This window comes from Bradyrhizobium genosp. SA-3 (assembly GCF_004212635.1).
In the GTDB taxonomy this organism is placed as follows: domain Bacteria; phylum Pseudomonadota; class Alphaproteobacteria; order Rhizobiales; family Xanthobacteraceae; genus Bradyrhizobium.
The window spans coordinates 1-26,491 of record NZ_PSRT01000116.1 but is presented as its reverse complement, the minus strand read 5'-3'; the positions used below and the strand labels follow the sequence as shown (position 1 = coordinate 26,491).

The 26,491-nt window shown below is 65.0% G+C and carries 24 protein-coding genes; 14 read left to right on the top strand and 10 right to left on the bottom strand.

Features of this window, described 5'->3' with window-relative positions; translation table 11 throughout:
* Positions 1-36: 36 nt before the first annotated feature.
* Complete coding sequence (locus CWO91_RS31635; protein ID WP_165405852.1) at positions 37-738, bottom strand: RluA family pseudouridine synthase; 702 nt, start codon at positions 736-738, stop codon at positions 37-39.
* Positions 739-785: 47 nt separating this feature from the next.
* Between CWO91_RS31635 and ftsY the strand changes: the two genes are divergently transcribed.
* Entirely contained in the window at positions 786-1,727 is a 942-nt protein-coding gene (ftsY, locus tag CWO91_RS31630) for a signal recognition particle-docking protein FtsY (protein WP_130219299.1), read from the top strand.
* A 122-nt stretch (positions 1,728-1,849) separates the two neighbouring features.
* Positions 1,850-2,452 (top strand): septation protein A, encoded by a 603-nt coding sequence (locus CWO91_RS31625; RefSeq protein ID WP_130219297.1) that lies wholly within the window; start codon positions 1,850-1,852, stop codon positions 2,450-2,452.
* Between the two features lie 141 nt (positions 2,453-2,593).
* On the opposite strand, the gene CWO91_RS31620 is transcribed toward CWO91_RS31625, so the two are convergent.
* The 5 genes from CWO91_RS31620 to ccmA all read right to left on the bottom strand — a co-directional run bounded on the left by CWO91_RS31620 (position 2,594) and on the right by ccmA (position 5,794).
* Positions 2,594-3,187 (bottom strand): DsbE family thiol:disulfide interchange protein, encoded by a 594-nt coding sequence (locus tag CWO91_RS31620; RefSeq protein ID WP_130219295.1) that lies wholly within the window; start codon positions 3,185-3,187, stop codon positions 2,594-2,596.
* Positions 3,184-3,369 (bottom strand): heme exporter protein CcmD, encoded by a 186-nt coding sequence (gene ccmD / locus CWO91_RS31615; protein WP_130219293.1) that lies wholly within the window; start codon positions 3,367-3,369, stop codon positions 3,184-3,186. Before ccmD ends, CWO91_RS31620 begins: the two co-directional genes overlap by 4 nt.
* Positions 3,366-4,157, bottom strand: coding sequence for a heme ABC transporter permease (locus CWO91_RS31610; protein WP_130219291.1), 792 nt, complete (start codon positions 4,155-4,157; stop codon positions 3,366-3,368). Before CWO91_RS31610 ends, ccmD begins: the two co-directional genes overlap by 4 nt.
* A 106-nt stretch (positions 4,158-4,263) precedes the next feature.
* The gene (ccmB, locus tag CWO91_RS31605; protein WP_028150494.1) at positions 4,264-4,932 is read right to left on the bottom strand and encodes a heme exporter protein CcmB; all 669 of its coding nucleotides are present in this window, start codon (positions 4,930-4,932) and stop codon (positions 4,264-4,266) included.
* Between the two features lie 259 nt (positions 4,933-5,191).
* Entirely contained in the window at positions 5,192-5,794 is a 603-nt protein-coding gene (gene ccmA / locus CWO91_RS31600) for a heme ABC exporter ATP-binding protein CcmA (protein WP_130219289.1), read from the bottom strand.
* A 240-nt stretch (positions 5,795-6,034) separates the two neighbouring features.
* Between ccmA and acnA the strand changes: the two genes are divergently transcribed.
* From acnA to CWO91_RS31585, 3 genes are all read left to right on the top strand, one after another.
* Positions 6,035-8,755, top strand: coding sequence for an aconitate hydratase AcnA (gene acnA / locus CWO91_RS31595; RefSeq protein WP_130219287.1), 2,721 nt, complete (start codon positions 6,035-6,037; stop codon positions 8,753-8,755).
* Between the two features lie 221 nt (positions 8,756-8,976).
* Entirely contained in the window at positions 8,977-9,753 is a 777-nt protein-coding gene (locus CWO91_RS31590; RefSeq protein WP_130219285.1) for a DUF1223 domain-containing protein, read from the top strand.
* Positions 9,754-10,493: 740 nt separating this feature from the next.
* Positions 10,494-10,865, top strand: coding sequence for a DUF2794 domain-containing protein (locus tag CWO91_RS31585; protein ID WP_128930646.1), 372 nt, complete (start codon positions 10,494-10,496; stop codon positions 10,863-10,865).
* 125 nt (positions 10,866-10,990) lie between these two features.
* On the opposite strand, the gene CWO91_RS31580 is transcribed toward CWO91_RS31585, so the two are convergent.
* The 4 genes from CWO91_RS31580 to CWO91_RS31565 form a co-directional block, all read right to left on the bottom strand.
* Positions 10,991-11,521, bottom strand: a complete 531-nt coding sequence (locus tag CWO91_RS31580) for a GNAT family N-acetyltransferase (protein ID WP_130219283.1) — start codon at positions 11,519-11,521, stop codon at positions 10,991-10,993.
* 224 nt (positions 11,522-11,745) lie between these two features.
* Complete coding sequence (locus tag CWO91_RS31575; protein ID WP_025575992.1) at positions 11,746-12,537, bottom strand: Bax inhibitor-1/YccA family protein; 792 nt, start codon at positions 12,535-12,537, stop codon at positions 11,746-11,748.
* A 269-nt stretch (positions 12,538-12,806) separates the two neighbouring features.
* Positions 12,807-15,377 carry an ABC transporter permease gene (locus CWO91_RS31570; protein WP_130219281.1) on the bottom strand — a complete coding sequence of 857 codons (2,571 nt, stop codon included), beginning with the start codon at positions 15,375-15,377 and terminating at the stop codon, positions 12,807-12,809.
* Complete coding sequence (locus CWO91_RS31565) at positions 15,374-16,096, bottom strand: ABC transporter ATP-binding protein (protein ID WP_128930650.1); 723 nt, start codon at positions 16,094-16,096, stop codon at positions 15,374-15,376. The genes CWO91_RS31570 and CWO91_RS31565 overlap by 4 nt, the downstream gene beginning before the upstream one ends.
* A gap of 55 nt (positions 16,097-16,151) precedes the next feature.
* Here CWO91_RS31565 and CWO91_RS31560 point away from each other — a divergent pair, with 55 nt between their 5' ends.
* The 9 genes from CWO91_RS31560 to CWO91_RS31520 form a co-directional block, all read left to right on the top strand.
* A complete protein-coding gene (locus CWO91_RS31560; RefSeq protein ID WP_165405851.1) occupies positions 16,152-16,787 on the top strand; it encodes an arylesterase in 636 nt (211 codons plus the stop codon).
* Between the two features lie 174 nt (positions 16,788-16,961).
* Entirely contained in the window at positions 16,962-17,498 is a 537-nt protein-coding gene (gene thpR / locus CWO91_RS31555; protein WP_130219277.1) for an RNA 2',3'-cyclic phosphodiesterase, read from the top strand.
* A 171-nt stretch (positions 17,499-17,669) separates the two neighbouring features.
* Positions 17,670-18,854, top strand: coding sequence for a cell division protein ZapE (gene zapE, locus CWO91_RS31550; RefSeq protein ID WP_130219275.1), 1,185 nt, complete (start codon positions 17,670-17,672; stop codon positions 18,852-18,854).
* A 251-nt stretch (positions 18,855-19,105) separates the two neighbouring features.
* Positions 19,106-20,074, top strand: coding sequence for a malate dehydrogenase (mdh, locus tag CWO91_RS31545; protein ID WP_130219273.1), 969 nt, complete (start codon positions 19,106-19,108; stop codon positions 20,072-20,074).
* A 219-nt stretch (positions 20,075-20,293) separates the two neighbouring features.
* Positions 20,294-21,490 (top strand): ADP-forming succinate--CoA ligase subunit beta, encoded by a 1,197-nt coding sequence (gene sucC, locus CWO91_RS31540; protein WP_130219271.1) that lies wholly within the window; start codon positions 20,294-20,296, stop codon positions 21,488-21,490.
* A gap of 4 nt (positions 21,491-21,494) precedes the next feature.
* Positions 21,495-21,974 carry a DUF1579 family protein gene (locus tag CWO91_RS31535; RefSeq protein WP_091893092.1) on the top strand — a complete coding sequence of 160 codons (480 nt, stop codon included), beginning with the start codon at positions 21,495-21,497 and terminating at the stop codon, positions 21,972-21,974.
* Between the two features lie 33 nt (positions 21,975-22,007).
* Positions 22,008-22,892, top strand: a complete 885-nt coding sequence (gene sucD, locus CWO91_RS31530; RefSeq protein WP_091893094.1) for a succinate--CoA ligase subunit alpha — start codon at positions 22,008-22,010, stop codon at positions 22,890-22,892.
* 136 nt (positions 22,893-23,028) lie between these two features.
* Positions 23,029-25,986, top strand: a complete 2,958-nt coding sequence (locus tag CWO91_RS31525) for a 2-oxoglutarate dehydrogenase E1 component (protein WP_130219269.1) — start codon at positions 23,029-23,031, stop codon at positions 25,984-25,986.
* A 178-nt stretch (positions 25,987-26,164) separates the two neighbouring features.
* A partial coding sequence (locus tag CWO91_RS31520; RefSeq protein WP_283811036.1) for a biotin/lipoyl-containing protein occupies positions 26,165-26,491 on the top strand: 327 nt, incomplete at its 3' end.

Sequence of the window (26,491 nt, the reverse complement as noted above, 5' to 3'; positions counted from 1 at the left end):
CGCGCCGACCTCTCCCGCAAGCCAAGCGGGAGAGGTTCAGTCCCCGTTCCATCCGCAGGCACGGAGGCGCTCGTGCATGTGGGGCGGGGCCGGCGCCACGACGCGGATCGGCTCCTTGTTCCGGGAGATCGGCACCACGATTTCGCGCGAATGCAGGTGCAGGCGCGGCTCGCCGAAACGCGGGCCGTTGCCGTAAATGTTATCGCCGACGATCGGCCAGCCGGTCGCGGCCGAATGCACCCGCAATTGATGGGTCCGCCCGGTCACCGGTTCCATGGCGAGCCAAGCGAGGCCCGCGCCGCGGCCCATGACCTTCCAATTGGTGATCGCCTTCTGCCCTTCCGGGTCCGGCTTCTGCCACCAGCCGCGCTCGGCATTGAGCCGGCCGAGCGGCATGTCGATGCTGCCTTCGTCTTCAGCAGGCCCGCCCTCGACCACGGTCCAGTAGGTCTTGCCGATCTTGCCGTGCTTGAACAGGAGGCCGAGCGAAGCTGTCGCCTTGCGGTGGCGGCCAAGCACGAGGCAACCGGAGGTGTCCTTGTCGAGCCGGTGGGCCAGCACCGGCGGCCGCGGCAGGCCGAAGCGGAGCGCGTCGAAGGAGGCTTCGAGGTTCGCCCCGCCCTTGGGGCCACGATGCACCGGCAGGCCGGCCGGCTTGTCGATGACCAGCATCAAGCCGTCGCGATGGAGCACGCGGCCTAAGATTTCCTCGGCGGTCAATTCGGGAACATCGAGCAATTGCAAGACTTTCGTTTAATCGCCGGAACGGCTAACACACCCCCGCCATGAACGATACCTCCGAGACCTCCAAGCTGAGCTGGTGGCGCCGCCTGTCCAACGGGCTGAAGCGAACGTCGTCCTCGCTCGGGACTGCGGTCGCCGACCTCGTCACCAAGCGCAAGCTCGACCGCGCCATGCTCGACGACATCGAGGACGTGCTGCTGCGCGCCGATCTCGGCACGCAAGTCGCGGTACGGATCGCGGACGCCGTCGGCGCGGGGCGCTACGACAAGGCGATCTCGGCGGACGAGGTCAAGGACGTCGTCGCGACCGAAGTCGAGAAGGTGCTCGTACCGGTCGCGAAGCCGCTCGAGATCGACGTCGGCAAGACGCCGTTCGTCATCCTCGTGGTCGGCGTCAACGGCTCCGGCAAGACCACCACCATCGGCAAACTGTCGCAAAAATTCGCGTCCGAAGGCCGCAAGGTGATGCTCGCCGCCGGCGATACGTTTCGCGCAGCGGCGATCGAGCAGCTCAAGGTCTGGGGCGAGCGCACCAAGACGCCGGTCATAGCCGGCGCGCAAGGATCGGATTCGGCAAGCCTCGCCTTCAACGCACTGACGGCAGCGAAGGAGCAGAGCATCGACGTGCTCCTGATCGACACCGCCGGCCGGCTTCAGAACAAGGCCGAGCTGATGAACGAGCTCGAGAAGGTCGTGCGCGTCATCCGCAAGGTGGATGCCACCGCGCCGCATGCGGTGCTGCTGGTGCTGGATGCCACCGTCGGCCAGAACGCGCTGTCGCAGGTCGAGGCCTTTCATCGCACCGCCGGGGTCACCGGCCTCGTGATGACCAAGCTCGACGGCACCGCGCGCGGCGGCATCTTGGTGGCGCTGGCGGAAAAATTCAAACTGCCGGTGCATTTCATCGGCGTCGGCGAAGGCGTCGACGATCTCGCGCCCTTCACCGCGCGCGATTTCGCCCGCGCGATCGCCGGAATCGAATAGCGTCATTCTTCGAGACGCCGCTTGCGCGGCTCCTCAGGATGAGGTCGTGCCACACATGAGGTCCTCATCCTGAGGAGACCGCGAAGCGGTCGTCTCGAAGGATGGGAGAGACGGAAGAGAGAATGGACAAGACCCAGCCGCATCCGTTGTTCAAGCTTGCGACCGAGCTCGGTCCGCTGCTCGTGTTCTTCTTCGTCAATGCGAAGTTCAACCTGTTCGCCGCGACCGGCGCCTTCATGGTGGCGATCGTGGCGGCGATGGCCGCCTCCTATGTGGTGACGCGTCACATCCCGATCATGGCGATCGTGACCGGCGTGATCGTGCTGGTGTTCGGCACGCTGACCTTAGTGCTGCACGACGAGACCTTCATCAAGGTCAAGCCGACCATCATCTACGGCCTGTTCGCCGCGATCCTCGGCGGCGGCCTGCTGTTCGGCCGCTCGTTCATCGCCGTGATGTTCGACCAGGTGTTCAATCTGACGCCGCACGGCTGGCGCATCCTCACGCTGCGCTGGGCGCTGTTCTTCGCCGGCATGGCGGTGCTGAACGAGCTCATCTGGCGTACCCAGAGCACGGACTTCTGGGTGAACTTCAAGGTCTTTGGCGTCCTTCCGCTGACCGCCATCTTCGGCATGATCCAGATGCCCCTGATCAAGCGCTATCATCTCGAGCCGGTGTCGCTGGAGGCGAGCGAGGCCGAGGCGGGAGATGTGAGCAAGGGGTGAGGTCTCTCAACTCGTCATTGCGAGCCAACGGGTCCGCGCAAAGCGCGGCCCGATGACAGGCTCCGCGAAGCAATCCAGAATCTTTCCGCGGAGAGACTCTGGATTGCTTCGTCGCTTCGCTCCTCGCAATGACGGGCTTGGCTAAGATCCCGCCTTCAGCGCCTTCTCCAGCTCCGGCATCAGCACCGACTTGAGGTTTTGCGGCGTGACCGGTCCGACCAGCTTGTAGACGATAGTGCCCTCGCGCCCGACGACGAAGGTCTCGGGCACGCCGTAGACGCCCCATTCGATCGAGGCGCGGCCGTTGGCGTCCACGCCGACGCGGCCAAACGGGTTGCCGTAGCGTCCGAGGAAGCGCCGGGCATTGTCGGCCGCGTCCTTGTAGTTGATGCCGACGAGCTGGAAGCGCTTGTCCTTGGCGAGCTCGGTCAGGAGCGGCGCCTCGTCATGGCAGGGCACGCACCAGGACGCCCAGACGTTGACGAGGCTGACCTTGCCCTTGAACGCGGCAGGATCGAGCCCCGGCACCGGCGCATTGTCAGCCTGCAATCCCTCGAGCGGCGGCAGCAGCGTTTGCGGCGCGGGCCGCCCGATCAGCGCGGACGGAATCCGCGAGGGATCGCCGCTGCCGAGCCGAAACCAGAACAACAGCGCAAGGCCGAGGAAGGCGATCAGCGGCAGCGCCATCAGGAAGGTGCGGCGCTGCGGCGGCGCCGGGCTCGATTGATTGCTCATGATCGATCCGTCGCGCTGCGGCCCGAGCGGCGGGTCACGCCGCTGCGATCGAGCTCGCGCAGGCGCTGCGTCTGGTTGCGATAGTCGAGCATAACCCAGCCAGTCAGGATCACGACCACGAGGGCCGCTGCGGCATAGGACGTCACGATGAACGACGCGTAAGGGCCGAGCGCCATCATCACGCAGCTCCAGCTTCTTTTGACGCGTTTTCTTCACGCGAACCGGCGTCCACTTCGCTCGAAAACGCGACGCGGCTCGCCTGCATCATTTGCAGGGAGCGAACACGGCGGCGCAGGATCTCGTTGCGCATCGCGGCCAAGTGCAGCGTGACGAACAGCAGCGTGAAGGCGATCGCCATCACCAGCAGCGGGATCAGGAACGACTTGTCGAGCGTCGAGCCGCCCATGCGCATCACCGAGGCTGGCTGGTGCAGCGTGTTCCACCAGTCGACGGAAAACTTGATGATGGGCAGATTGATGGCGCCAACCAGCGTCAACACCGCCGCGGCGCGTGCCGCGCGCGAGGGATCGTCGACCGCGCGCCACAGCGCCATCAGGCCGAGATACATCAGGAACAGGATCAGCACCGAGGTCAGCCGCGCGTCCCACTCCCAGTAAGTGCCCCACATCGGCCGGCCCCACAGCGAGCCCGTCAGCAGCGCGAGGAAGGTGAAGGCAGCGCCGATCGGCGCAGCTGCCTTCGCGGCGACGTCGGCGAGCGGATGCCGCCACACCAGCGTGCCCAATGAGGCGATGCTCATCACGCCCCACACGAACATCGACAGCCAGGCATTGGGCACGTGGATGAACATGATCTTCACCGTCGCGCCCTGCTGATAGTCGTCGGGCGCAAGCGCCGACTGGTACAGGCCGGTGGCGAGCAGGATGACGGTCGCAGCCGCAAGCCACGGCAGCAGACGCGCTGTCAGCGCGAGGAACCGCGTGGGATTGGCGAGGTCGATCAGCGTCATGGTATTCTGATAATCATCCGGGAGCGCTCAGGCAATCAGCACGAAAACACGTCGCGAAAGTTGATGCGGGTCAAGGTCACGCGGGCCCATCTCAGTCGAGTCCATCTCAGTCGAGTCCGTGCCGCAGGCTCGCCGCCGCCGCGAAGGGTCCGATCACGAGGCTGACCAGCGACAGCGCGCAGAGGATCGAGAACGGCGCACCGAACGTCATGGGACCGACGATCACGGCCTGCGAGGCCGCGACCCCGAAAATCAGCACCGGAATCGACAGCGGCAGCACCAGCACGGCCATCAGCAGTCCGCCCCGATGCAGGGTCACCGCCAGTGCCGCGCCGATCATGCCGGTGAAGGTGAGCGCCGGGGTTCCTGCCAGCAGAGTCAACGCCACCGCGCCGGTTGCGACCATGTCGAGGTTGAGCAAGAGGCCGAGCACGGGGGTTGCGACGATCAGCGGCAGGCCCGCCGCCAGCCAATGCGCCAGCGCCTTGGCGGCGCAGGCGAGTTCCAGCGGCGTCCGGCTCATCGTGATCAGGTCGAGCGAACCGTCCTCATGGTCGGCCATGAACAGCCGGTCCAGGGTCAGCAGGCTTGCCAGCAGCGCGCCGAGCCAGAGGATGGCCGGCCCGAGCCGCGACAGCAACGCCAGATCGGGCCCTACCGCGAACGGCATTAGCACCACCACGGTGAGGAAGAACAGCACGCCGATCAGCGCCCCGCCGCCGACACGGAGCGCGATCCGGATGTCCCGGCGGATGAGGGCCGACAGGGCGGTCATGGGGGGCTCCCCTCGTGCCCCAAAGGCGGTGCGCTCCCTCCCCCGCTTGCGGGGGAGGGCTGGGGAGAGGGTGTCTCGACAACGAAGATTCCCCCAGAGGAGAGAACCCTCACCCGGCGCTCCGCGCCGGCCTCTCCCGCAAGCGGGAGAGGCGTGGGAGCCCCCGGCGACGCCTGCTTCCCGGGTGCGAGATGGGGGAGCGGGGAGGGAACGGAGAGAGCGGAGCTTGGGCGCTCGGAAAGCTGAGGGTCGGGTCGCTTCACCCCACACCCCCGATCCGCAGCTCGCGCGCGTCGATCCCCAGCGGGGCGTGGGTGGCGGCGATGATCAGGCCGCCGCTTGCCAAGTGCTGTCGCATCAATCCGGAAAACATGTCCTGGCCGGCCACGTCCAGCGCCGTGGTCGGCTCGTCCAGTAGCCAGACCGGGCGGCGCACGGTCAGCAGACGGGCCAGCGACAGCCGGCGGCGCTGGCCGGCGGAGAGGAAGGCGGCGGGCAGGTGGGTGGCGTGGTCGAGGCCGACTTTGGTGAGGCTCTCGGCGGCATCGCAGCGCTCGCCGCCGAGAAAATCAGCCCAGAATGCCAGATTTTCCACCACGCTCAGCGCCGGCTTCAGGGCATCGCGATGGCCGAGATAGTGGCATTGCTCCGGCAGCGTCAGCTCGCCGTCGCCGCCATCCAGCGCGATCGTTCCGCCGGCCGGAATGAGCAGGCCGGCGATCAGCCGCAGCAGCGAGGTCTTGCCCGATCCGTTGCGACCCATCACCGCCAGGGCTTCGCCCGCGGCAGCCGCGAAATCGAGGCCGGCGAACACCTCGCGGCCACCGCGCACGCATCTGAGCCCGTGACCTGAAAGCCGCATCTCGCCTCGTTTCAACCCGCTCAAAGCCAGGCCTCAGGAAAACTTGGGGTAGCGCATGGGAATTTTTGGCTCGCGGATTGGCGCGGCACGATTGTGGCTGTGGCGGCGCGGTTAGAAAGCTTCTATAAGCCCGGAACTACTTGATGCAGCAACTCAACCTGCCCCTGCAAGCGGCCCAGCCTGATACGCTGACGGTGTTAAAATACCCTGCCGGGTATAACTAACAATTGGGATTCCTACATGACCTCGCTCGACAGCTTCAAATGCAAAAAGACCCTCAAGGTCGGCGCCAAGACCTATGTCTATTACAGCCTGCCCATGGCCGAGAAGAATGGTCTGAAGGGAATTTCGAAACTTCCCTATTCGATGAAGGTCCTGCTCGAGAACCTGCTGCGCAACGAGGACGGCCGTTCGGTCAAGAAGGAAGACATCGTCGCGGTGTCGAAGTGGCTGCGCAAGAAGTCGCTGGAGCATGAGATCGCGTTCCGCCCGGCGCGCGTGCTGATGCAGGACTTCACCGGCGTACCCGCGGTGGTCGACCTCGCCGCGATGCGCAACGCGATGCAGAAGCTCGGCGGCGATGCTGAGAAGATCAACCCGCTGGTCCCTGTCGACCTCGTCATCGACCACTCCGTGATCGTGAACTTCTTCGGCGACAACAAGGCCTTCGGCAAGAATGTCACTGAGGAATACAAGCAGAACCAGGAGCGCTACGAGTTCCTGAAGTGGGGCCAGAAGGCGTTCTCGAACTTCTCGGTCGTGCCGCCCGGCACCGGCATCTGCCACCAGGTCAATCTCGAATATCTGGCCCAGACGGTCTGGACCAAGAAGGAGAAGATGACGGTCGGCAAGAAGACCGGCACCTTCGAGGTCGCCTATCCCGACTCGCTGGTCGGCACCGATTCCCACACCACCATGGTCAATGGTCTCGCCGTGCTCGGCTGGGGCGTCGGCGGCATCGAGGCGGAAGCCTGCATGCTCGGCCAGCCGCTGTCGATGCTGTTGCCGAACGTGGTCGGCTTCAAGCTGAAGGGCGCGATGAAGGAAGGCGTCACCGCGACCGACCTCGTGCTGACGGTGACGCAGATGCTGCGCAAGCTCGGCGTGGTCGGCAAGTTCGTCGAGTTCTTCGGCCCCGGCCTCGACCATCTCTCCGTCGCCGACAAGGCGACCATCGCCAACATGGCGCCCGAATATGGCGCGACCTGCGGCTTCTTCCCGGTCGACGCCGCCGCGCTCGACTATCTCAAGACTTCCGGCCGCGCCTCGGCGCGCGTCGCGCTGGTGCAGGCCTATGCCAAGGCGCAGGGCTTGTTCCGCACCGCCAAGTCGGCCGATCCGGTGTTCACGGAAACGTTGACGCTCGACCTCGGCGACGTCGTGCCGTCGATGGCCGGTCCGAAGCGTCCCGAGGGGCGCATCGCGCTCCCGTCGGTGGCCGAGGGCTTCTCGCTCGCGCTCAGCAGCGAGTACAAGAAGGCCGAGGAGCCGGAGAAGCGCTTTGCCGTCGAGGGCAAGGACTTCGAGATCGGCCATGGCGACGTCGTGATCGCGGCGATCACCTCCTGCACCAACACCTCGAATCCGAGCGTGCTGATCGGCGCCGGCCTGCTTGCGCGCAACGCGGCTGCGAGGGGCCTCAAGGCCAAGCCGTGGGTGAAGACCTCGCTTGCCCCGGGCAGCCAGGTGGTCGCAGGCTATCTCGCCGATTCCGGTCTGCAGAAAGATCTCGACAAGGTCGGCTTCAACCTGGTCGGCTTCGGCTGCACCACCTGCATCGGCAATTCCGGTCCGCTGCCGGAAGAGATCTCGAAGTCGATCAACGACAACGGCATCGTCGCCGCTGCCGTGCTCTCAGGTAACCGCAATTTCGAAGGCCGCGTCTCGCCGGACGTGCAGGCGAACTATCTGGCCTCGCCGCCGCTGGTCGTCGCGCACGCGCTCGCGGGCAGCGTGACCAAGAATCTCGCCACGGAGCCGCTCGGCGAGGGCAAGGACGGCAAGCCGGTGTACCTGAAGGACATCTGGCCGACGACGAAGGAGATCAACGCCTTCATGAAGAAGTTCGTGACCGCGTCGATCTTCAAGAAGAAGTATGCCGACGTGTTCAAGGGCGACACCAACTGGCGCAAGATCAAGACGGTCGAGAGCGAGACCTATCGCTGGAACATGTCTTCGACCTATGTGCAGAACCCGCCCTATTTCGACGGCATGAAGAAGGAGCCGGAGCCGGTCACCGACATCGTCGAGGCGCGCATCCTCGCCATGTTCGGCGACAAGATCACCACCGACCACATCTCGCCGGCCGGCTCGATCAAGCTCACCTCGCCCGCCGGCAAATATCTCAGCGAGCACCAGGTGCGCCCCGCGGACTTCAATCAGTACGGCACGCGCCGCGGCAACCACGAAGTGATGATGCGTGGCACCTTCGCCAACATCCGCATCAAGAACTTCATGCTCAAGGGCGCTGACGGCAACATTCCGGAAGGCGGTCTGACCAAGCACTGGCCCGACGGCGAGCAGATGTCGATCTACGACGCCGCGATGAAGTACCAGGAAGAGAAGGTGCCGCTGGTGGTGTTCGCCGGCGCCGAATACGGCAACGGCTCCTCGCGCGACTGGGCCGCGAAGGGCACGCGCCTGCTCGGCGTTCGCGCCGTGATCTGCCAGAGCTTCGAGCGCATCCACCGTTCGAACCTGGTCGGCATGGGCGTGCTGCCGCTGACCTTCGAGGATGGCACCTCCTGGCAGTCGCTGGGTCTGAAGGGCGACGAGAAGGTCACGTTGCGCGGCCTCGTCGGCGACCTCAAGCCGCGCCAAAAGCTGACCGCGGAGATCGTCTCCGGCGACGGTTCGTTGCAGCGCGTTTCGCTGCTTTGCCGCATCGATACGCTGGACGAGCTCGACTACTACCGCAATGGCGGCATCCTCCACTACGTATTGCGCAAGCTCGCGGCGTAAGCGCGGATTTGTGAACGATGGCTCACTGCGAAGTGAGTAGAAGCCAGAACGAAGGCGGCCTATCAAAAGGCCGCCTTCGCGCGTTTTGCGGCACGTTTCGGATGGGCCCGGCCGGTGGAAAACCTCCTCCTGGACGGATGAATGTGCTGCGCCCCGTAAGACTACGGTGACCATCAGGCGATAAGATTCCCTCTCACGAGCAATGGTGTGCGGCGTTCGATATGACAACAATGACGGCTTCTCATCCGATTTCACGTTGGTCCAGTGCCCTCTGGTCGGGTGCTCTCGGCATCTGTGCGATCGTCGCCGTCATCCGCCCTGCCGAGGCTGATCCCCGCGCCGTTGTCGAATTGTTTACCTCGCAGGGCTGCTCGTCCTGCCCGCCCGCCGACAAGATCATCGGCGATCTCTCCAAAGATCCCTCGGTCATCGCGCTGAGCATGCCGATCGACTATTGGGACTATCTCGGCTGGAAGGACACGCTGGCCGATTCGCGCTTCTCTGCGCGGCAGCGTGCTTACTCGCGCATGCGCGGTGACCGTGAGGTCTACACGCCGCAGGTCGTCGTCAATGGCTCGACCCATGTCATCGGCAGCGATCGCACCGGCATCGACAATGCGATCGGCAAGACCGACAAGGGCATGGGCGTGATGAGCGTGCCGGTGACGATGTCGCTTGCGGGCAAGCAGATCAGCGTCTCCGTGGCCGCGAGCAACGAGCCCACGGTCTCGCATGGCGAGGTCTGGATCTGCTCAATCGCCAAGTCGGTGCCGATCACGATCACCCGCGGCGAAAATCGCGGACAGCAGGTCACCTACCACAACGTGGTGCGCAACCTGCTCAAGGTCGGCGACTGGACCGGCCGTCCGGAAAGCTGGACGGTGCCGATCGAGAATCTCACGCGCGACGGTGTCGACGGCGCGGTGGTCTATGTGCAGGATGGCAGCCGAGAGAAGCCGGGTCCGATGCTGGGCGCGGCGTACACGTCGCTGCACTGAGTTAACTCGCTCGCCAGCGTCGCACTCGCTCCAACTCCTCATGGTGAGGAGTGCGCCCTTGCGCGCGTCTCGAACCATGCAGGCCCGGTGGATGCAGCTCGGCCTTTCCTTCGAGACGCCGCGCGAGCGCGGCCCTCAGGATGAGGGACTGAGAGCGGGGCCGCTCTCTCTCTCTCCCTTTGTCATTCCGGGGCGCGCGTCAGCGCGAGCCCGGAATCTATTGCGCGGTCGTCTCTGCAGCCCGATGGATTCCGGGCTCGCGACTTCGTCGCGCCCCGGAATGACGAGAGAGCCTCACAAGCTGTCAGGATGAGGGGAGAGAGCCGGTGCATGAGGAGAGGGAAGGCTCGGCGAGCCGGAAACATCCCGACACAAACAAAAAAGGACCAACTTGCGTTGGCCCTCCTTGTCGCGCGTACAGACCCGATCCTGTCGACCCCGGGGGGCTGGGGGCTGAGGAATCCGGAACCGAAGGACCGGGCCAACGCACGTAAGTCTTTTCGCAGTGCAGGGCGGCAGTCGCTAGGCGGAAAAGCGGCGACACTATGATTCCTGCTAACGATCCCGTGACGGTTTGCCGCGACAAAGTTCCACCATTGCGTGTGTCCCGATTCGATGAGTCGAACGGGAAGGCCCCCTTGCGGTAGGGACCGGTTGGCGCAATCATGCAACTGTCATGATGCCCGAGGTTCCGGTTGTCGCGGACGCGGGTCATGCCGTGCGATGAGGAGGCGCTTCCCATGAATCTGATGTCGGAGGATGCCGAGCCGAGCGAGCAGCGCGCGGCGGCGCGCCCCGCCGCTGCGACGACGCAGCCGAATCGGGTGACGTTCAACCGCCTCGAGCTGCACCGGATTCTCAATCTCTACGGCCGCATGGTCGCCGACGGCGAGTGGCGCGACTACGCCATCGACTTCCTGAAGGACCGCGCCGTGTTCTCGGTCTATCGCCGCGCCTCGGAAGTGCCGATCTACCGCATCGAGAAGGACCCGCGGCTCGCGCGCAAGCAGGGCATGTACAGCGTGATCTCGGCGACCGGCCTGATCCTGCGCCGCGGTCACGAGCTCGAGCGCGTGCTGCTGGTGATCGATCGGAAGCTGGCGGTGGTGTGAAGACCTTCGGTCGTCATTCCGGGGCGCGACGAAGTCGCGAACCCGGAACCCATTCATCCACCGTCCGTGTCGTTCAATGGATTCCGGGTTCGCGCTGCGCGCGCCCCGGAATCACGAGCCCCCCCCTACTTCCCCGGCACCGTGCGCGCGCCCTCGCCGAGGTCGCGCTGCATCATCACCGTATCCAGCCAGCGGCCGAATTTCAGTCCGACATTGGGATGCGTGCCGATCATCTTGAAACCCGCCTTGGTGTGAACGCCGATCGAGCCGGCATTGGCGGAATCGCCAATCACGGCGATCATCTGGCGGAAGCCGCGCGCCTCGCATGCGGTGATCAGCCGCTCCAGCAGCAGGGAGCCGACACCGCGGCGATGGAAGGAGGGATCGAGATAGATCGAGTTCTCCACCGTGAAGCGATAGGCGGGCCGCGGCCGGTAGGCACCGGCATAAGCATAGCCGGCGACGCAACGATCGAGGATGGCGACGAAATAGGGATAGCCGCCGTCGATCAGCGCGCGATAACGCCGCGTCATCTCGGCAAGGTCGGGAGGCTCCAGTTCGAACGTCGCGGTGCCCTCGCGGACGGCCTGCTGGTAGATGGCGGTGATGGCGGGAAGGTCGGCCTCGGTGGTGGGCCTGATTTCAGGTGCGGACATGGGGGGAAGATTAGAGCCTTCCCGCGGCCGCTGGAAGGGGGCTGGGGGCATCCCCCGGCGTCATTGCGAGCGTAGCGAAGCAATCCAGAGATGCATCCGCGGAGGGACTCTGGATTGCTTCGTCGCAAGGGCTCCTCGCAATGACGGTGCTCGCGGAAACACCCGGCCACAAACAAAAACCCCGGCCTTTCGGCCGGGGTTCATCTCGTTCCCTCGTCTTGGCGTTAGTCGCGCTGACCGAGGAGCTGCAACAGCAGCGTGAACAGGTTGATGAAGTTCAGGTACAACGACAGCGCGCCGGTGATGGCCGCACGCTCTGCGATGTCGCCGCCGGCCGAGGCGTAGCCGTAGATGTAGTCGTTCTTCAGCCGCTGGGTATCCCAGGCGGTGAGGCCCGCGAACACCAGCACGCCGACCACCGACACGATGAACTGCAGCATCGAGCTGGCCAGGAACAGGTTGACCAGGCTGGCGATGATGATGCCGATCAGGCCCATGAACAGGAACGAGCCCATTCCGGTCAGGTCACGCTTGGTGGTGTAGCCGTAGAGGCTGAGCGCACCGAAGGTCGCCGCGGTGATGAAGAACACCCGCACGATCGAGGTGTGCGTGAACACCAGGAAGATCGACGACAGCGAGATGCCCATCAGCGCCGAGAACACCCAGAACAGGATCTGGGCGGTCGAGGGTGCCAGACGGTTGATGCCCGCCGAGATCACGAATACCATCGCGAGCGGCGCCAACATGAACAGCCACTTCAGGGGGCTCACGAACATCGCGTAGCCGAACGGCGTCAGGAACAGCTTGCCGACGCGGACGGCTTCCGGCGTCGGGACGTCCGTCACGGCGGCCATGTAGACGCCGAGCGCGGCAAGGCCCGTGATGGCCAGGCCAATGCTCATGTAATTGTAGATGCGCAGCATATAGGCGCGCAGGCCGGCATCGACCGTCGCGGCGTCAACACGCCCGGCGGCCCTGCCGAAAGGAGAAGCGTAGTTACGGTCTAGGTCCGACATGGTCGAATTCCCGTTGGTTGGTCCGGTCCGGCATGAGGGTCGCCATGCCGCCGGTTCGTCAGTTCTATCTCGGATACCGATCCCAGCCGACTAAATTTTGGCTCACAATCGGGGCTCCGAACCCACTCGATATGTGGGAAACTAACACATTCGCTGCAACCGTCCACGCGCGGCCGAATGTCGCCCTCGGCCACAATCCTGACGGGCGGACGTGGTTAATCGCAGGAATCGTGCGATTTCGCTCCCGCGCGGCCAGCCGCTACCTTTTGTCACAAATTCCGCAACACCGTCGCGGGCTTTTTGTTCAACGCGAGCAGCGTGCCGGCGAGCCCGAGCCCGACGGTGACGACGAGCGCGGCCGCGACCACGCCGGCGGCGCTGCCGGCCTGCCAGACGAAACTCAGCGTCATCAGCCGCGTCACGATCATCCAGGCCGCGATGCTGCCGGCGATCACGCCGAACACCGCAGTGGCGAGCCCGATCAGGAGGTATTCCAGCGCATAGGCGCCGAGCAGCCGCAGCCGCGTCGCGCCCAGTGTCTTCAGGATCACCGCATCATAGACCCGGTGGCGATGGCCGGCGGCGAGCGCCCCGCCGAGCACCAGGATCGCCGAGATCAGAGTCACCGCACTGGCGCCGCGGATCGCCAGCGCCAGGTTGGTCACCACCGAACCGACCGTCTCCATCACCTCGCGCACGCGCACGCTCGTCACCATCGGATAGGCGTCGGCCACCTGCTTGATGATCTTGCCGTCGCCCGCAACGTTGCTGCCGGCTTCGGTCAGCGTTGCGATATGGGTATGCGGTGCGCCCTTGAAGGCGTTCGGCGAGAAGACGAGGACGAAGTTGATGCCGAGCCCCTGCCAGTCGATGGTGCGCAGATTGCCGATTCTAGCCGGGATGTCACGGCCGAGCACGTTGACCACGATCTCGTCGCCGAGCTTGAGACCGAGTCCGTCGGCGATCTTCTTTTCCATCGAGACCAGCGGCGGGCCGGAATAGTCGGCGCTCCACCATTCGCCCTCGACCACCTTGGACCCCTTCGGCAGCTCGCCGGTATAGGTCAGGCCCCGGTCGCTTTGCAGCACCCATTCGGAATCGGTCGAGGGCTTGAGCTCCTCGGCGCGCAACCCGCGCGCGCCGACGATGCGGCCGCGCAGCATCGGCACGTCCTCGACCTTGGCGCCGGGGGCGATCTGGCGCAGATAGCCGTCGAACTGCTCGGCCTGGGCGCTCGGGATGTCGATGAAGAAGAACGATGGCGCCTGCTCGGGAAGCGCCGCCAGGAACTGCCGGCGCAGATTGCCGTCGATCTGGGTGATGGTGACCAGCACGGCGAGCCCGAGCCCGAGCGACAGCACGACGGACGGCGTCAGCGCGCCCGGCCGGTGGATGTTGGCGATGGCCAGCCGCAGCATCGGCAGCCGCGTCCGCGGCAGGTGCCGTGCGATGGTCATCAGCAATGCGGCGATACCGCGCAGCAGGGCGAACACGACGACGGAGGAGGCCACGAACACCGCGGCGATGCGCTTGTCGAAGGACAGGCCGATCACGACGGCGATGAGCAGGACGATCACGACGCCCATGAACACCAGGTAGCCTAAGCGCGGCCGGTGCCATTCGGAGCTGATGGTGTCGCGAAACAGCGCGGCCACCGGCACGTCGTGCACGCGGCCGAGCGGCCACAGGCCGAAGGCCAGTGCCGTGAGCAGGCCATAGACGAAGGACAGCGCGAGCTCGTCGGCATGCACGGCCGGCACCACCGGCAGCGGCAACAGCTTGCCGAACAGGCCGACGATGGCGAAGGGCATCGCGGCGCCGAGTGCAAGACCGATCACCGAGCCGATCGCGGCAAGCAGGATCACCTGCGCGAGATAGATGCCGAACACGTCGCGGCCGGTGGCACCGACGGCCTTGAAGGCCGCGATCACCTCGAGCCGGCGGTCGATATGGCTCTTCACGGCATTGGCGACGCCGACGCCGCCGACCAGCAGCGCGGCGAGGCCGACCAGCGTCAGGAACTGGGTGAAACGGTTGATGTTGCGCTCGAGCTGCGGCGAGGCGTTGGAGCGGCTGCGGATCTCCCAGCCGGCCTGCGGCGCCGCGTTGCGCGCGTCAGCGATGAAAGTCTCGGTGGCGCGCTCGCTGTTGGCGGCGTCAGGCAGCTTCACCCGGTAGACCCAGCGCACCAGGCTGCCGGGCTGGATCAGGCCGGTGGCGCGCAGGCCCGCCTGGCTGATCAGGAAGCGCGGGCCGAAGCCGATGCCGCCGGCGAGCTTGTCGGGTTCGGCCTCGACGGTGCTGCGGATCTGGAAGGTCGCCGAGCCGATGGTGACGCGATCGCCGGGCTTGAGTGACAGCCGCGTCAGCAGCGTTGGATCGGCAGCGGCACCGAAGGTGCCGTCACGCTCGGCGAGCAGATCGGACATCGGCAGCGGCCGCGCCAGTTTCAGCTGGCCGAGCATCGGATAGCTGTCGTCGACCGCCTTCATCTCGACCAGCGCGAGCTTGCCATCAGTCGAGCGCGCCATGCCGCGCAGGGTCGCGGCGGTCGACACGGTGCCGCGCGAGCGCAGGAAGGCGACCTCTTCCGGCTTGGCCTCGCGCTGGAACAGCACGAAGGAGACGTCGCCGCCGAGCAGCGTGCGGCCTTCGCGCGCAAGACCGTCGGAGAGGCTCGCCGAGACCGAGCCGACGCCGGCGATCGCCATCACGCCGAGCGCGATGCAGGCGATGAAGACGTAGAAGCCGCGCAGGCCTCCGCGCAATTCGCGCAGTGCGTAGCGCAGCGATAGCGCGACGCCATTAGGCCTCGCGAACGGTTCGGCAGCCGTGCTCATGCGGGCGCGGACTGCGTGTCGATGCGCCCGGAGCGCAGGCGGATGACGCGATCGCAGCGATGCGCCAGCGAGGAATCGTGCGTGACCAGCACCAATGTCATGCCGCGCTCGGCATGCTTGCTGAACAGGAGATCGATGATCTGCTTTCCGGTGGCCTCATCCAGATTGCCGGTCGGCTCGTCGGCGACGAGGATCGCCGGATCGGGCGCCAACGCGCGCGCCAGCGCAACGCGCTGCTGCTCGCCGCCGGAAAGCTGCGTCGGATAGTGATGCAGGCGATCGCCGAGCCCGACCGATTGCAGCTCCTGCGCCGCGCGCCTGGCGGCATCGGGATTGCCGGCGAGCTCGAGCGGCACGGCGACGTTCTCCAGCGCCGTCATGGTCGGGATCAGATGAAAGGACTGGAAGACGATGCCGACCTGGCGGCCGCGGAAGCGGGCCAGCGCGTCCTCGTCGAGGGCATTGAAAGGCGTGCCGGACACCACCACTTCTCCGCTATCAGGACGCTCCAGCCCCGCCATCACCATCAGCAGCGTGGATTTGCCCGAGCCTGACGGGCCGATCAGGCCGATCGTCTCGCTCCGGCCCACGCGCAGGCTGATATCCTTGAGGATGTGAACGCGTGCCGCGCCCGTGCCCAATGAGAGATTGACGTTGGAGATGGCGATGGTGTCCGCCGCGGTGGCGGCGAGCGAAGAGGTTTCGATGCGACTGTCCATGGTCCGGTCATATGGCAACTCCGCTGGCGCGGTCGAGAGGCGTTACGGATTGTTCATGCACATAGCCGTGTTGATGTTCGCTTTGATGACGGCCGTGACGACGGCCTCGGCACAGGGGCAGAAGCCGATCAAGCTCGTCGTGCTCGGCGATTCCCTGAGCGCCGGTCTCGGCCTGCCGGCCCAGGAAGCATTCCCTCAAAAGCTTCAAAAGGCCTTGCAGACCAAGGGTATAGCGGTCGACATGATCAATGCCGGGGTGTCCGGCGACACCTCCTCCGGCGGTCGCGACCGGCTCGACTGGTCGGTGCCTGAAGGAACCGAGGCCGTCATCGTCGAGCTCGGCGCCAACGACGCGCTGCGCGGCATCGATCCCGATTTGACGCGCGCCGCGCTGAGCGACATCATCCAGCGGCTCAAGGCACGCAAGATCGCTGTGATGCTGTGCGGCATGCTGGCGCCGCCGAATTATGGTGCCGATTACGCCGCGCGCTTCAATTCGATTTATCCGGATCTGGCGAAAAAATTCGACGTGCCGCTCTATCCGTTCTTCCTCGATGCCGTCGCAGCTGACGCCAAGCTCAATCAGGCCGACGGCATTCATCCGACCGCGGCCGGCGTCGACATCATCGTCGGCAACATCATGCCCACCGTGGAGGCATTCCTTGGCACGACAGCTGAGCAACGGCGTTGAAAAGCAGGCAGCGCTAACCGTAATTCCCAGGGTTTTTCGGGGCTGAGGCTGGCCAAGCTTCGCAGAGTCACACAACTGCGATAGGAATCAGGGTACCGGTGATTCGTCGCCGGCTCTAATTTGGGTATGGTCCTTGCCTTGAGGGCTGTACCCAAGCATCGGGAGTGCGAAACGATGCCGCGTTTGTTCACTGGTCTGGAAATTCCGGCCGAGATCGGCCAGTCGCTTTCCAACTTGAGGGGTGGCCTCCCCGGCGCCCGCTGGATCGATCCCGAAAACTATCACGTCACCTTGCGCTTCATCGGCGATATCGACGGTGTCTCCGCCAACGAGATCGCCTCGATGCTGTTTCGCGTCGACCGCAAGCCGTTCGAGGTGAAGGTGCAGGGCCTCACGAGTTTTGGCGGCCGCAAACCGAGGGCAGTCGTTGCGACGATCGCGCCGAGCAAGCCGCTGATGGAATTGCAGGCCGAGCTCGAACGCATGATGCAGCGGATCGGTCTCGACCCCGAAGGCCGCAAGTTCATCCCGCATGTCACGCTGGCCCGGCTGCACGACGCCTCCGATCGCGATGTCGCCGACTATCTCTCGCTGCGCGGCTACTTCCCGAGCCAGGCGTTCATGGCGGAGCGTTTTGTTCTGTTCTCATCCCGCGCCTCCACCGGCGGCGGCCCGTATGTCGTCGAGGACGCTTACGAGCTGTGCGCGTAGCTCGCTCTCGTGCCCCGGCCGTAGAGCCGGGGCCCAGCGCTCGCGATGAACGAAATTTGGCGATGAACGAAACAGTGGGTCCCGGGTCAGCGCGTCCGGGACACGAATCCGCATACCCCATCCACCAATTCACGGCTTGCAATTTCCGCCGGTCTCTGGCGGTAAGGGGCCATGCTCACGACCCCAAGTTCCCCGTTCAGCGAGGCGTATCAGGCCGAGATCGCGTCCGGCGCGATCGAGCCCGATGCCGCGCAGGCCGAAGTCGCCGAGGCCTATGCGGCGCTCGACCTGCGGCTCGCGACTTACAAGCCGCAGCGCAAGCAGGGCCTGCTCAGCCGCCTGTTCAGCAGTGACAAGGACGAGGCGCCGCGCGGGCTCTACATCCATGGCGAGGTCGGTCGCGGCAAGACCATGCTGATGGACCTGTTCTTCCAGTACAGTACCGTCGAGCACAAGCGCCGCGCGCATTTCCACGAGTTCATGGCGGAAGCGCATGAGCGCATCTACGACTATCGCCAGAGCATCGCGCGCGGCGAGATCGCCGACGGCGACGTCATCGCGCTGACCGCGAACGCGATCTTCGAAGAGAGCTGGCTGCTCTGCTTCGACGAATTCCACGTCACCGATATTGCGGACGCGATGATCCTCGGCCGTCTGTTCGCAAAGCTGTTCGAGCTCGGCACCGTCGTGGTCGCGACCTCGAACGTTGCGCCCGACGATCTCTACAAGGGCGGCCTGAACCGGTCGCTGTTCCTGCCCTTCATCAAGCAGATCACCGACAACATGGACGTTGCGCGGCTCGATGCGCGCACCGACTTCCGCCTGGAGAAGCTTCAGGGCGTGCCGATGTGGCTGACGCCGGCGGACGGCGATGCGGACGCAGCGCTCGACCGCGCCTGGTCGAAGATGAGCGGCGGCGTCCGATGCAAGCCGCGCGACATTTCGATCAAGGGACGCATCCTGCACGTGCCGTGCTCGGCCCATGGTGTGGCGCGGTTCTCGTTCGCCGATCTCTGCGAGAAGCCGCTTGGGGCATCGGACTACCTCAGGCTCGCGCACGACTATCACACCATCCTGGTCGACCATATTCCAGTGATGGACGTCTCCCAGCGCAACGCCGCCAAGCGCTTCATCACGCTGATCGACACGCTCTATGACAATGCGGTGAAGCTGATGGCCTCGGCCGATGCCAATCCGATCTCGCTGTACCTCGCCACCGAAGGCAACGAGGCCAACGAGTTCAAGCGGACCGCGTCACGCCTGATCGAGATGAGCTCGGAATCCTATCTGGCGCTGCCTCACGGCCGCAAGGATTCCACCGCCAGCGGCTCGACCAAGGGCCTGGTAGAGACTTAAGTCCTATTTGCCAGCGCTGTCATTCCGGGGCGCGCAAAAGCGCGAGCCCGGAATCCATCGCGCCACCAACTCTGCAGCTCAATGGATTCCGGGCCCGCGCCTGTCGGCGCATCCCGGAAGGATGGACCGGGTATGGCCGCTATCGCGGCAAGCCCGACAAATGGGCATCCACCGACTTGAACGGGGGAGGCGAAAGGGATAACCACCCGTCTCAGTTTTCCCCTCCTTACGTGTCTAAAGGACAGGTTCACATGGCGCGCGACAAGATTGCTTTGATTGGCTCCGGCCAGATCGGCGGAACGCTGGCTCACCTCATCGGCCTGAAAGAATTGGGCGACGTCGTGATGTTCGACATCGCCGAGGGCGTGCCGCAGGGCAAGGCGCTCGACATCGCGCAGTCCTCGCCGGTCGACGGCTTTGACGCACGCTACACCGGCGCGAACTCCTACGAAGCTCTCGAAAACGCCAAGGTCTGCATCGTCACCGCCGGCGTGCCGCGCAAGCCCGGCATGAGCCGCGACGACCTCCTCTCCATCAACCTCAAGGTCATGGAGCAGGTCGGTGCCGGCATCAAGAAGTACGCTCCCGACGCTTTCGTCATCTGCATCACCAACCCGCTCGACGCGATGGTCTGGGCGCTTCAGAAGGCTTCGGGCCTGCCGCACAAGAAGGTCGTCGGCATGGCCGGCGTGCTGGATTCGGCGCGCTTCCGCTACTTCCTGGCCGACGAGTTCAACGTCTCGGTCGAGGACGTCACCGCCTTCGTGCTCGGCGGCCATGGCGACACCATGGTGCCGCTGGTGAAGTACTCCACCGTCGCCGGCATCCCGCTGCCCGATCTCGTCAAGATGGGCTGGACCTCGCAGGCGCGTCTCGACGAGATCGTCGACCGCACCCGCAACGGCGGCGCTGAGATCGTCAACCTGCTCAAGACCGGCTCGGCCTTCTATGCGCCGGCGGCGTCCGCGATCGCGATGGCCGAGAGCTATCTGAGGGACAAGAAGCGCGTGCTGCCCTGCGCCGCCTACCTGAACGGCGAGTACAGCGTGAAGGACATGTATGTCGGCGTGCCCGTCGTGATCGGCTCCAAGGGTGTCGAGCGCGTGGTCGAGATCGAGCTCGCCGGCAAGGACCGCGAGGCCTTCGACAAGTCGGTCGGCGCCGTCCAGGGCCTGGTCGACGCCTGCAGGAAGATCGCCCCCGATCTTCTCGGCCGCTAAGCGCCAGCAATTCCCGCCGAAGCCCGAAAACCGGTCTTCGGCGGTTTCATTTCCGGGGCCCGGGTGTCCGGGCGGGCTCCGGGCCAGTCAGTGATCTCCCAGTCCAGAGATCTCGAAGTCAAAGAATCCGGGTTGCAGTTCCTGTGGTATATGGTATGCCAGCCACAAGACTGAGGTGGGCCCTTGAGGTCACCGCCCGCGGGTTCAGGGAGCGACCATATGAATATCCATGAGTACCAGGCCAAAGCGCTGCTGAGCGAGTTCGGCGTGCCGATTTCCAAGGGCGTGCCCGTCCTGAAGCCCGCTGACGCGGAAGCCGCCGCCAAGGCGCTGCCGGGTCCGGTCTGGGTGGTGAAGAGCCAGATCCACGCCGGCGGCCGCGGCAAGGGCAAGTTCAAGGAAGCCAGCGCCGGCGACAAGGGCGGCGTCCGTATCGCCAAGTCGGCCGCCGAGGTCTCCGAATTCGCCAAGCAGATGCTGGGCGCCACGCTCGTGACCGTGCAGACCGGTCCCGCCGGCAAGCAGGTCAACCGCCTCTACATCGAGGACGGCTCCGACATCGACAAGGAATTCTACCTCTCGATCCTGGTCGACCGCGAGACCTCGCGCGTCTCCTTCGTCGTCTCGACCGAGGGCGGCGTCAACATCGAGGAGGTCGCGCACAGCACGCCTGAGAAGATCGTGACCTTCTCGGTCGATCCCGCGACCGGCGTCATGGGTCATCACGGCCGCACGGTTGCGAAGGCGCTCAACCTGTCAGGTGATCTCGCCAAGCAGGCCGAGAAGCTGACCGCGCAGCTCTACGCCGCCTTCGTCGCCAAGGACATGTCGATGCTCGAGATCAACCCGCTGGTCGTGACCAAGCAGGGCCAGCTCCGCGTGCTCGACGCCAAGGTCTCGTTCGACGACAACGCGCTGTTCCGTCATCCCGAGGTGCTCGCGCTGCGCGACGAGACCGAGGAAGACGCCAAGGAAATCGAGGCGTCGAAATACGATCTCAACTACGTCACCCTCGACGGCAATATCGGCTGCATGGTCAACGGCGCCGGCCTCGCCATGGCGACGATGGACATCATCAAGCTCTACGGTATGTCGCCGGCCAACTTCCTCGACGTCGGCGGCAGCGCCAGCAAGGAAAAGGTCGCGGCCGCCTTCAAGATCATCACCGCGGATCCCAACGTGAAGGGTATCCTGGTCAACATCTTCGGTGGCATCATGAAGTGCGACGTGATCGCCGAGGGCGTCACCGCCGCCGTGCGCGAGGTCGGCCTCAGCGTGCCGCTGGTGGTCCGCCTCGAAGGCACCAATGTCGAGCTCGGCAAGAAGATCATCCGTGAATCCGGCCTGAACGTGGTGCCGGCCGACAATCTCGACGACGCCGCGCAGAAGATCGTGAAGGCCGTCAAGGGAGGCTAAGGCCATGGCCCAGGACCATCTCGCCGCATCATCCCCGCTCCCCGAGCACACGCGCCTCGCCGCGTTCGCCGGCGAATGGAATGGCGAAGAGATGGTCTTTCCGTCGCGCTGGACGGAGGGCGGGCCGGCCACCTCTCACGTCGTCGCGCGCATGGACCTCAACGGGTTCTATCTGATCCAGGACTCGGTCCAGATGCGCGACGGCAAGCAGATCTTCGCCACCCACGGCATCTTCACCTATGACCGTGACGACCGGACCTACAAATTGTTCTGGTACGACTCGCTCGGTTACACGCCGCCCTCGCCCGCCTCCGGCGGCTGGGTCGGCAAGACCCTGACGCTGGTGCGCGGCTCGCTCCGCGGCAATGCGCGCCACGTCTACGAGATCATCGACGACAACTCCTATTCGTTGAAGATCCAGTTCTCGCCGGACGCGGAAGGCTGGGCCGACGTGCTCACCGGCGTCTACCGCCGCATCCACTGACCTCTCACTCGTTAGTTCGCGAAAGCAGACCTCATGTCCATCCTGATCGACAAGAACACCAAGGTCATCTGCCAGGGCTTTACCGGCAAGAACGGCACCTTCCACTCGGAGGCCGCGCTTGCCTATGGCACCAAGATGGTCGGCGGCACCTCGCCGGGCAAAGGCGGCGCGACCCATCTGGGCCTGCCGGTGTTCGATACCGTGCGCGAGGCGCGTGAGAAGACCGGCGCGGACGCGTCGGTGATCTACGTGCCGCCGCCGGGTGCGGCGGACGCGATCTGCGAAGCCATCGATGCCGAGATCCCGCTGATCGTCTGCATCACCGAGGGCATTCCGGTCGTCGACATGGTGCGCGTGAAGCGCTCGCTGATCGGCTCCAAGTCGCGCCTGATCGGGCCGAACTGCCCGGGTGTCATGACCGCCGGCGAGTGCAAGATCGGCATCATGCCGGCCAACATCTTCAAGACCGGCAGCGTCGGCATCGTCTCCCGCTCCGGCACGCTGACCTATGAAGCCGTGTTCCAGACCTCCCAGGAAGGCCTCGGCCAGACCACCGCGGTCGGCATCGGCGGCGACCCGGTCAAAGGCACCGAGTTCATCGACGTCCTGGAAATGCTGCTTGCAGACCCCAAGACCGAATCGATCATCATGATCGGCGAGATCGGCGGTTCCGCCGAGGAGGATGCCGCCCAGTTCCTCAAGGACGAGGCCAAGCGCGGCCGTAAGAAGCCGATGGTTGGCTTCATCGCCGGTGTCACGGCACCTCCCGGCCGCCGCATGGGCCATGCTGGCGCGATCATCTCGGGTGGCAAGGGCGATGCCGGTTCCAAGACGGAAGCGATGAAATCGGCCGGAATCACCGTCTCTCCCTCGCCCGCGCGCCTCGGCCATACGCTTGCCGAAAAGTTGAAAGGCTAATTCACTTCTTCGTGCTTTTCCGGGCGAAGTTTCGCAGCAAATAGGGTAAAGGGTGCCTGTCGCGCCGAGCCTCTGCCGGGAGCTCGGCGCCAGCGCCGTTTGTTATGCGCGAACCGAAATCGCCAGGAACTCCAGTATGTCTCGCCAGGACGCGAACGCAGCCTTTGCCCTCTCATCCTTTTTGCAGGGCACCAACGCCACCTACATCGACGAAATCTACGCCCGCTACGAGAAGGATCCGTCCTCGGTCGACACCGAGTGGCGGGAGTTCTTCAAGAGCCTGAACGACCAGCCCGGTGACATCAGCAAGAACGCCGAAGGCCCGTCCTGGGAGCGCGCCAACTGGCCGCTGACCCCGCAGGACGACCTCACCTCGGCCCTCGACGGCAATTGGGCCGAAGTCGAGAAGGCGGTCGGCGGCAAGATCGCCGCCAAGGCGCAGGCCAAGGGGGCCGGCCTCTCTTCCGCCGACCTGCTCCAGGCCACGCGCGACTCCGTCCGCGCGCTGATGCTGATCCGCTCCTACCGCATGCGCGGTCATTTCCACGCCAAGCTCGATCCGCTCGGCATCGAAGCCCCGCGCAACCGCGAAGAGCTCGATCCGCGCACCTACGGCTTCAGCGAAGCCGATTTCGACCGCAAGATCTTCCTCGATCACGTGCTCGGTCTCGAATACGGCACGCTGCGCGAGATCACCGCGATCTGCGAGCGCACCTACTGTCAGACGCTCGGCGTCGAGTTCATGCATATCAGCAATGCCGCGCAGAAGGCCTGGATCCAGGAGCGCATCGAGGGACCGGACAAGGAGATCTCGTTCACCCGCGAAGGTCGCAGAGCCATCCTGATGAAGCTGATCGAAACCGAAGGCTTCGAAAAATTCTGCGACACCAAGTTCACCGGCACCAAGCGCTTCGGTCTCGACGGCGGTGAATCGCTGATTCCCGCGCTGGAGCAAATCATCAAGCGCGGCGGCAATCTCGGCGTGAAGGAGATCGTGCTGGGCATGCCGCATCGCGGCCGCCTCAACGTGTTGACGCAGGTGATGGGCAAGTCGCACCGCGCGCTGTTTCACGAGTTCAAGGGCGGCTCCGCCAACCCGGAGGACGTCGAAGGCTCCGGCGACGTCAAGTATCACCTCGGCGCTTCCTCGGACCGCGAGTTCGACGGCAACCGCATCCACCTGTCGCTGACCGCGAACCCCTCGCATCTCGAGATCGTCGATCCCGTCGTGCTCGGCAAGGTCCGCGCCAAGCAGGACCAGCACGGCGATCCGCCGGACATGCGTATCTCCGTGATGCCGCTGCTGATGCACGGCGACGCGGCGTTCGCCGGCCAGGGCGTGGTCGCGGAGTGCTTCGGCCTGTCCGACCTGAAAGGCTACCGCACCGGCGGCTCGGTGCACTTCATCGTCAACAACCAGATCGGCTTCACCACCTATCCGCGCTACTCGCGCTCCTCGCCCTATCCGTCGGACGTGGCGAAGATGATCGACGCGCCGATCTTCCACGTGAATGGCGACGATCCGGAAGCCGTCGTGTTCGCGGCCAAGGTTGCCACCGAGTTCCGGCAGAAGTTCCACAAGCCCGTCGTCATCGACATGTTCTGCTACCGCAGGCATGGCCATAACGAGGGCGACGAGCCGGCCTTCACCCAGCCGGTGATGTACAAGAGGATCGCGGCCCATCCCTCGACGCTGGAGCTCTACTCGCGGCGTCTGATCAGCGAAGGCGTGATCACCGAGGGCGAGGTCGACAAGGCCAAGGCCGACTGGCGCGCGCGGCTCGATGCCGAGTTCGAGGCCGGCACGTCCTACAAGCCGAACAAGGCCGACTGGCTCGACGGCAAGTGGGCGGGCTTCAAGATTGCCGACCAGGAGGAGGATGCGCGGCGCGGCGTCACCGGCGTCGACCTTCCGATCCTGAAGGACATCGGCCGCAAGATCACCAAGGTGCCTGACGGCTTCCGCGTTCACCGCACCATCCAGCGCTTCCTGGAGAACCGCGCCAAGGCGATCGACAGCGGCAATGGCATCGACTGGGCGACCGGCGAGGCGCTGGCGTTCTGCACGCTGCTCCATGAAAACCATCACGTCCGTCTGTCCGGACAGGATTCGGAGCGCGGCACCTTCTCGCAGCGTCACTCGGTCCTGATCGACCAGGAGGACGAGAGCCGCTACACGCCGTTCAACCATCTCGGCAGCGAGCAGGGCCATTACGAGGTCATCAACTCGCTGCTGTCGGAAGAGGCCGTGCTCGGCTTCGAATACGGCTATTCGCTCGCCGAGCCGAACACGCTGACGCTGTGGGAAGCCCAGTTCGGCGATTTCGCCAACGGCGCGCAGGTCGTGTTCGACCAGTTCATCTCCTCGGGCGAGCGCAAATGGCTGCGCATGTCGGGTCTCGTCTGCCTGCTGCCGCATGGCTATGAGGGCCAGGGCCCGGAGCACTCCTCGGCGCGTCTCGAGCGCTACTTGCAGATGTGCGCGGAAGACAACATGCAGGTGGTCTATCCGACCACGCCGGCGAACTACTTCCATGTGTTGCGGCGCCAGCTCCACCGCGAGATCCGCAAGCCGCTGATCATGATGACGCCGAAGTCGCTGCTGCGCCATAAGCGGGCGGTGTCGCGTCTCGAAGAGCTCGCGAAGGGCACGACCTTCCACCGCATCCTCTATGATGACGCCCAGATGCAGCCGAACGAGGCGAGCAAGCTGGTTCCGGACGAGAAGATCCGCCGTATCGTGCTCTGCTCCGGCAAGGTCTATTACGACCTCTACGAGGAGCGCGAGAAGCGCGGCATCGACGACATCTATCTGATGCGCGTCGAGCAGCTCTATCCGGTGCCGCTGAAGGCGCTGGTGATCGAGCTGTCCCGCTTCAAGAAGGCCGAAGTGGTGTGGTGCCAGGAAGAGCCCCGCAATATGGGTGCCTGGCACTTCATCGAGCCCTATCTGGAATGGGTGCTGAACCAGGTGCACGGTGCGAGCCGGCGTCCGCGTTATGTCGGCCGCGCTGCTTCCGCCGCGACCGCCACGGGTCTGATGTCCAAGCATCAGGCGCAGCTGAAGGCGTTCCTGGACGAAGCACTGAGCTAGGCAATTTTAAACTGAGTCATGCCCCGCCTTGTGCGCAGTTGCGCACTGGGGCGGGGCGTCCAGTACTCCGCGGCGTTCGTTCTGATCACCAAGGTCACGGCGTACTGGATTGCCCGCATTCGCGGGCAATGACGTATGGAATTCATGACCGCATTGGCGATCCCTTAAGGAAAAGACCATGACTGAAATTCGTGTGCCGACGCTCGGCGAATCCGTCACCGAGGCCACCATCGGCCGCTGGTTCAAGAAGGCCGGCGATCCCGTCGCCGTCGACGAGCCCTTGGTGGAGCTCGAGACCGACAAGGTCACCATCGAAGTCCCGGCGCCCTCCGCGGGTACGCTGAGCGAGATCATCGCTGCTGACGGTACGACCGTCGCGGTTGGCGCGCTGCTCGGCCAGATCACGGATGGCGCAGGTGCTGCAAAGCCCGCCGCTGCTCCCGCCAAGCCTGCCGCTGCTCCGGCTCCCGCTGCAGCCGCTGCTGCACCGGCCGCGGCCGCGAAG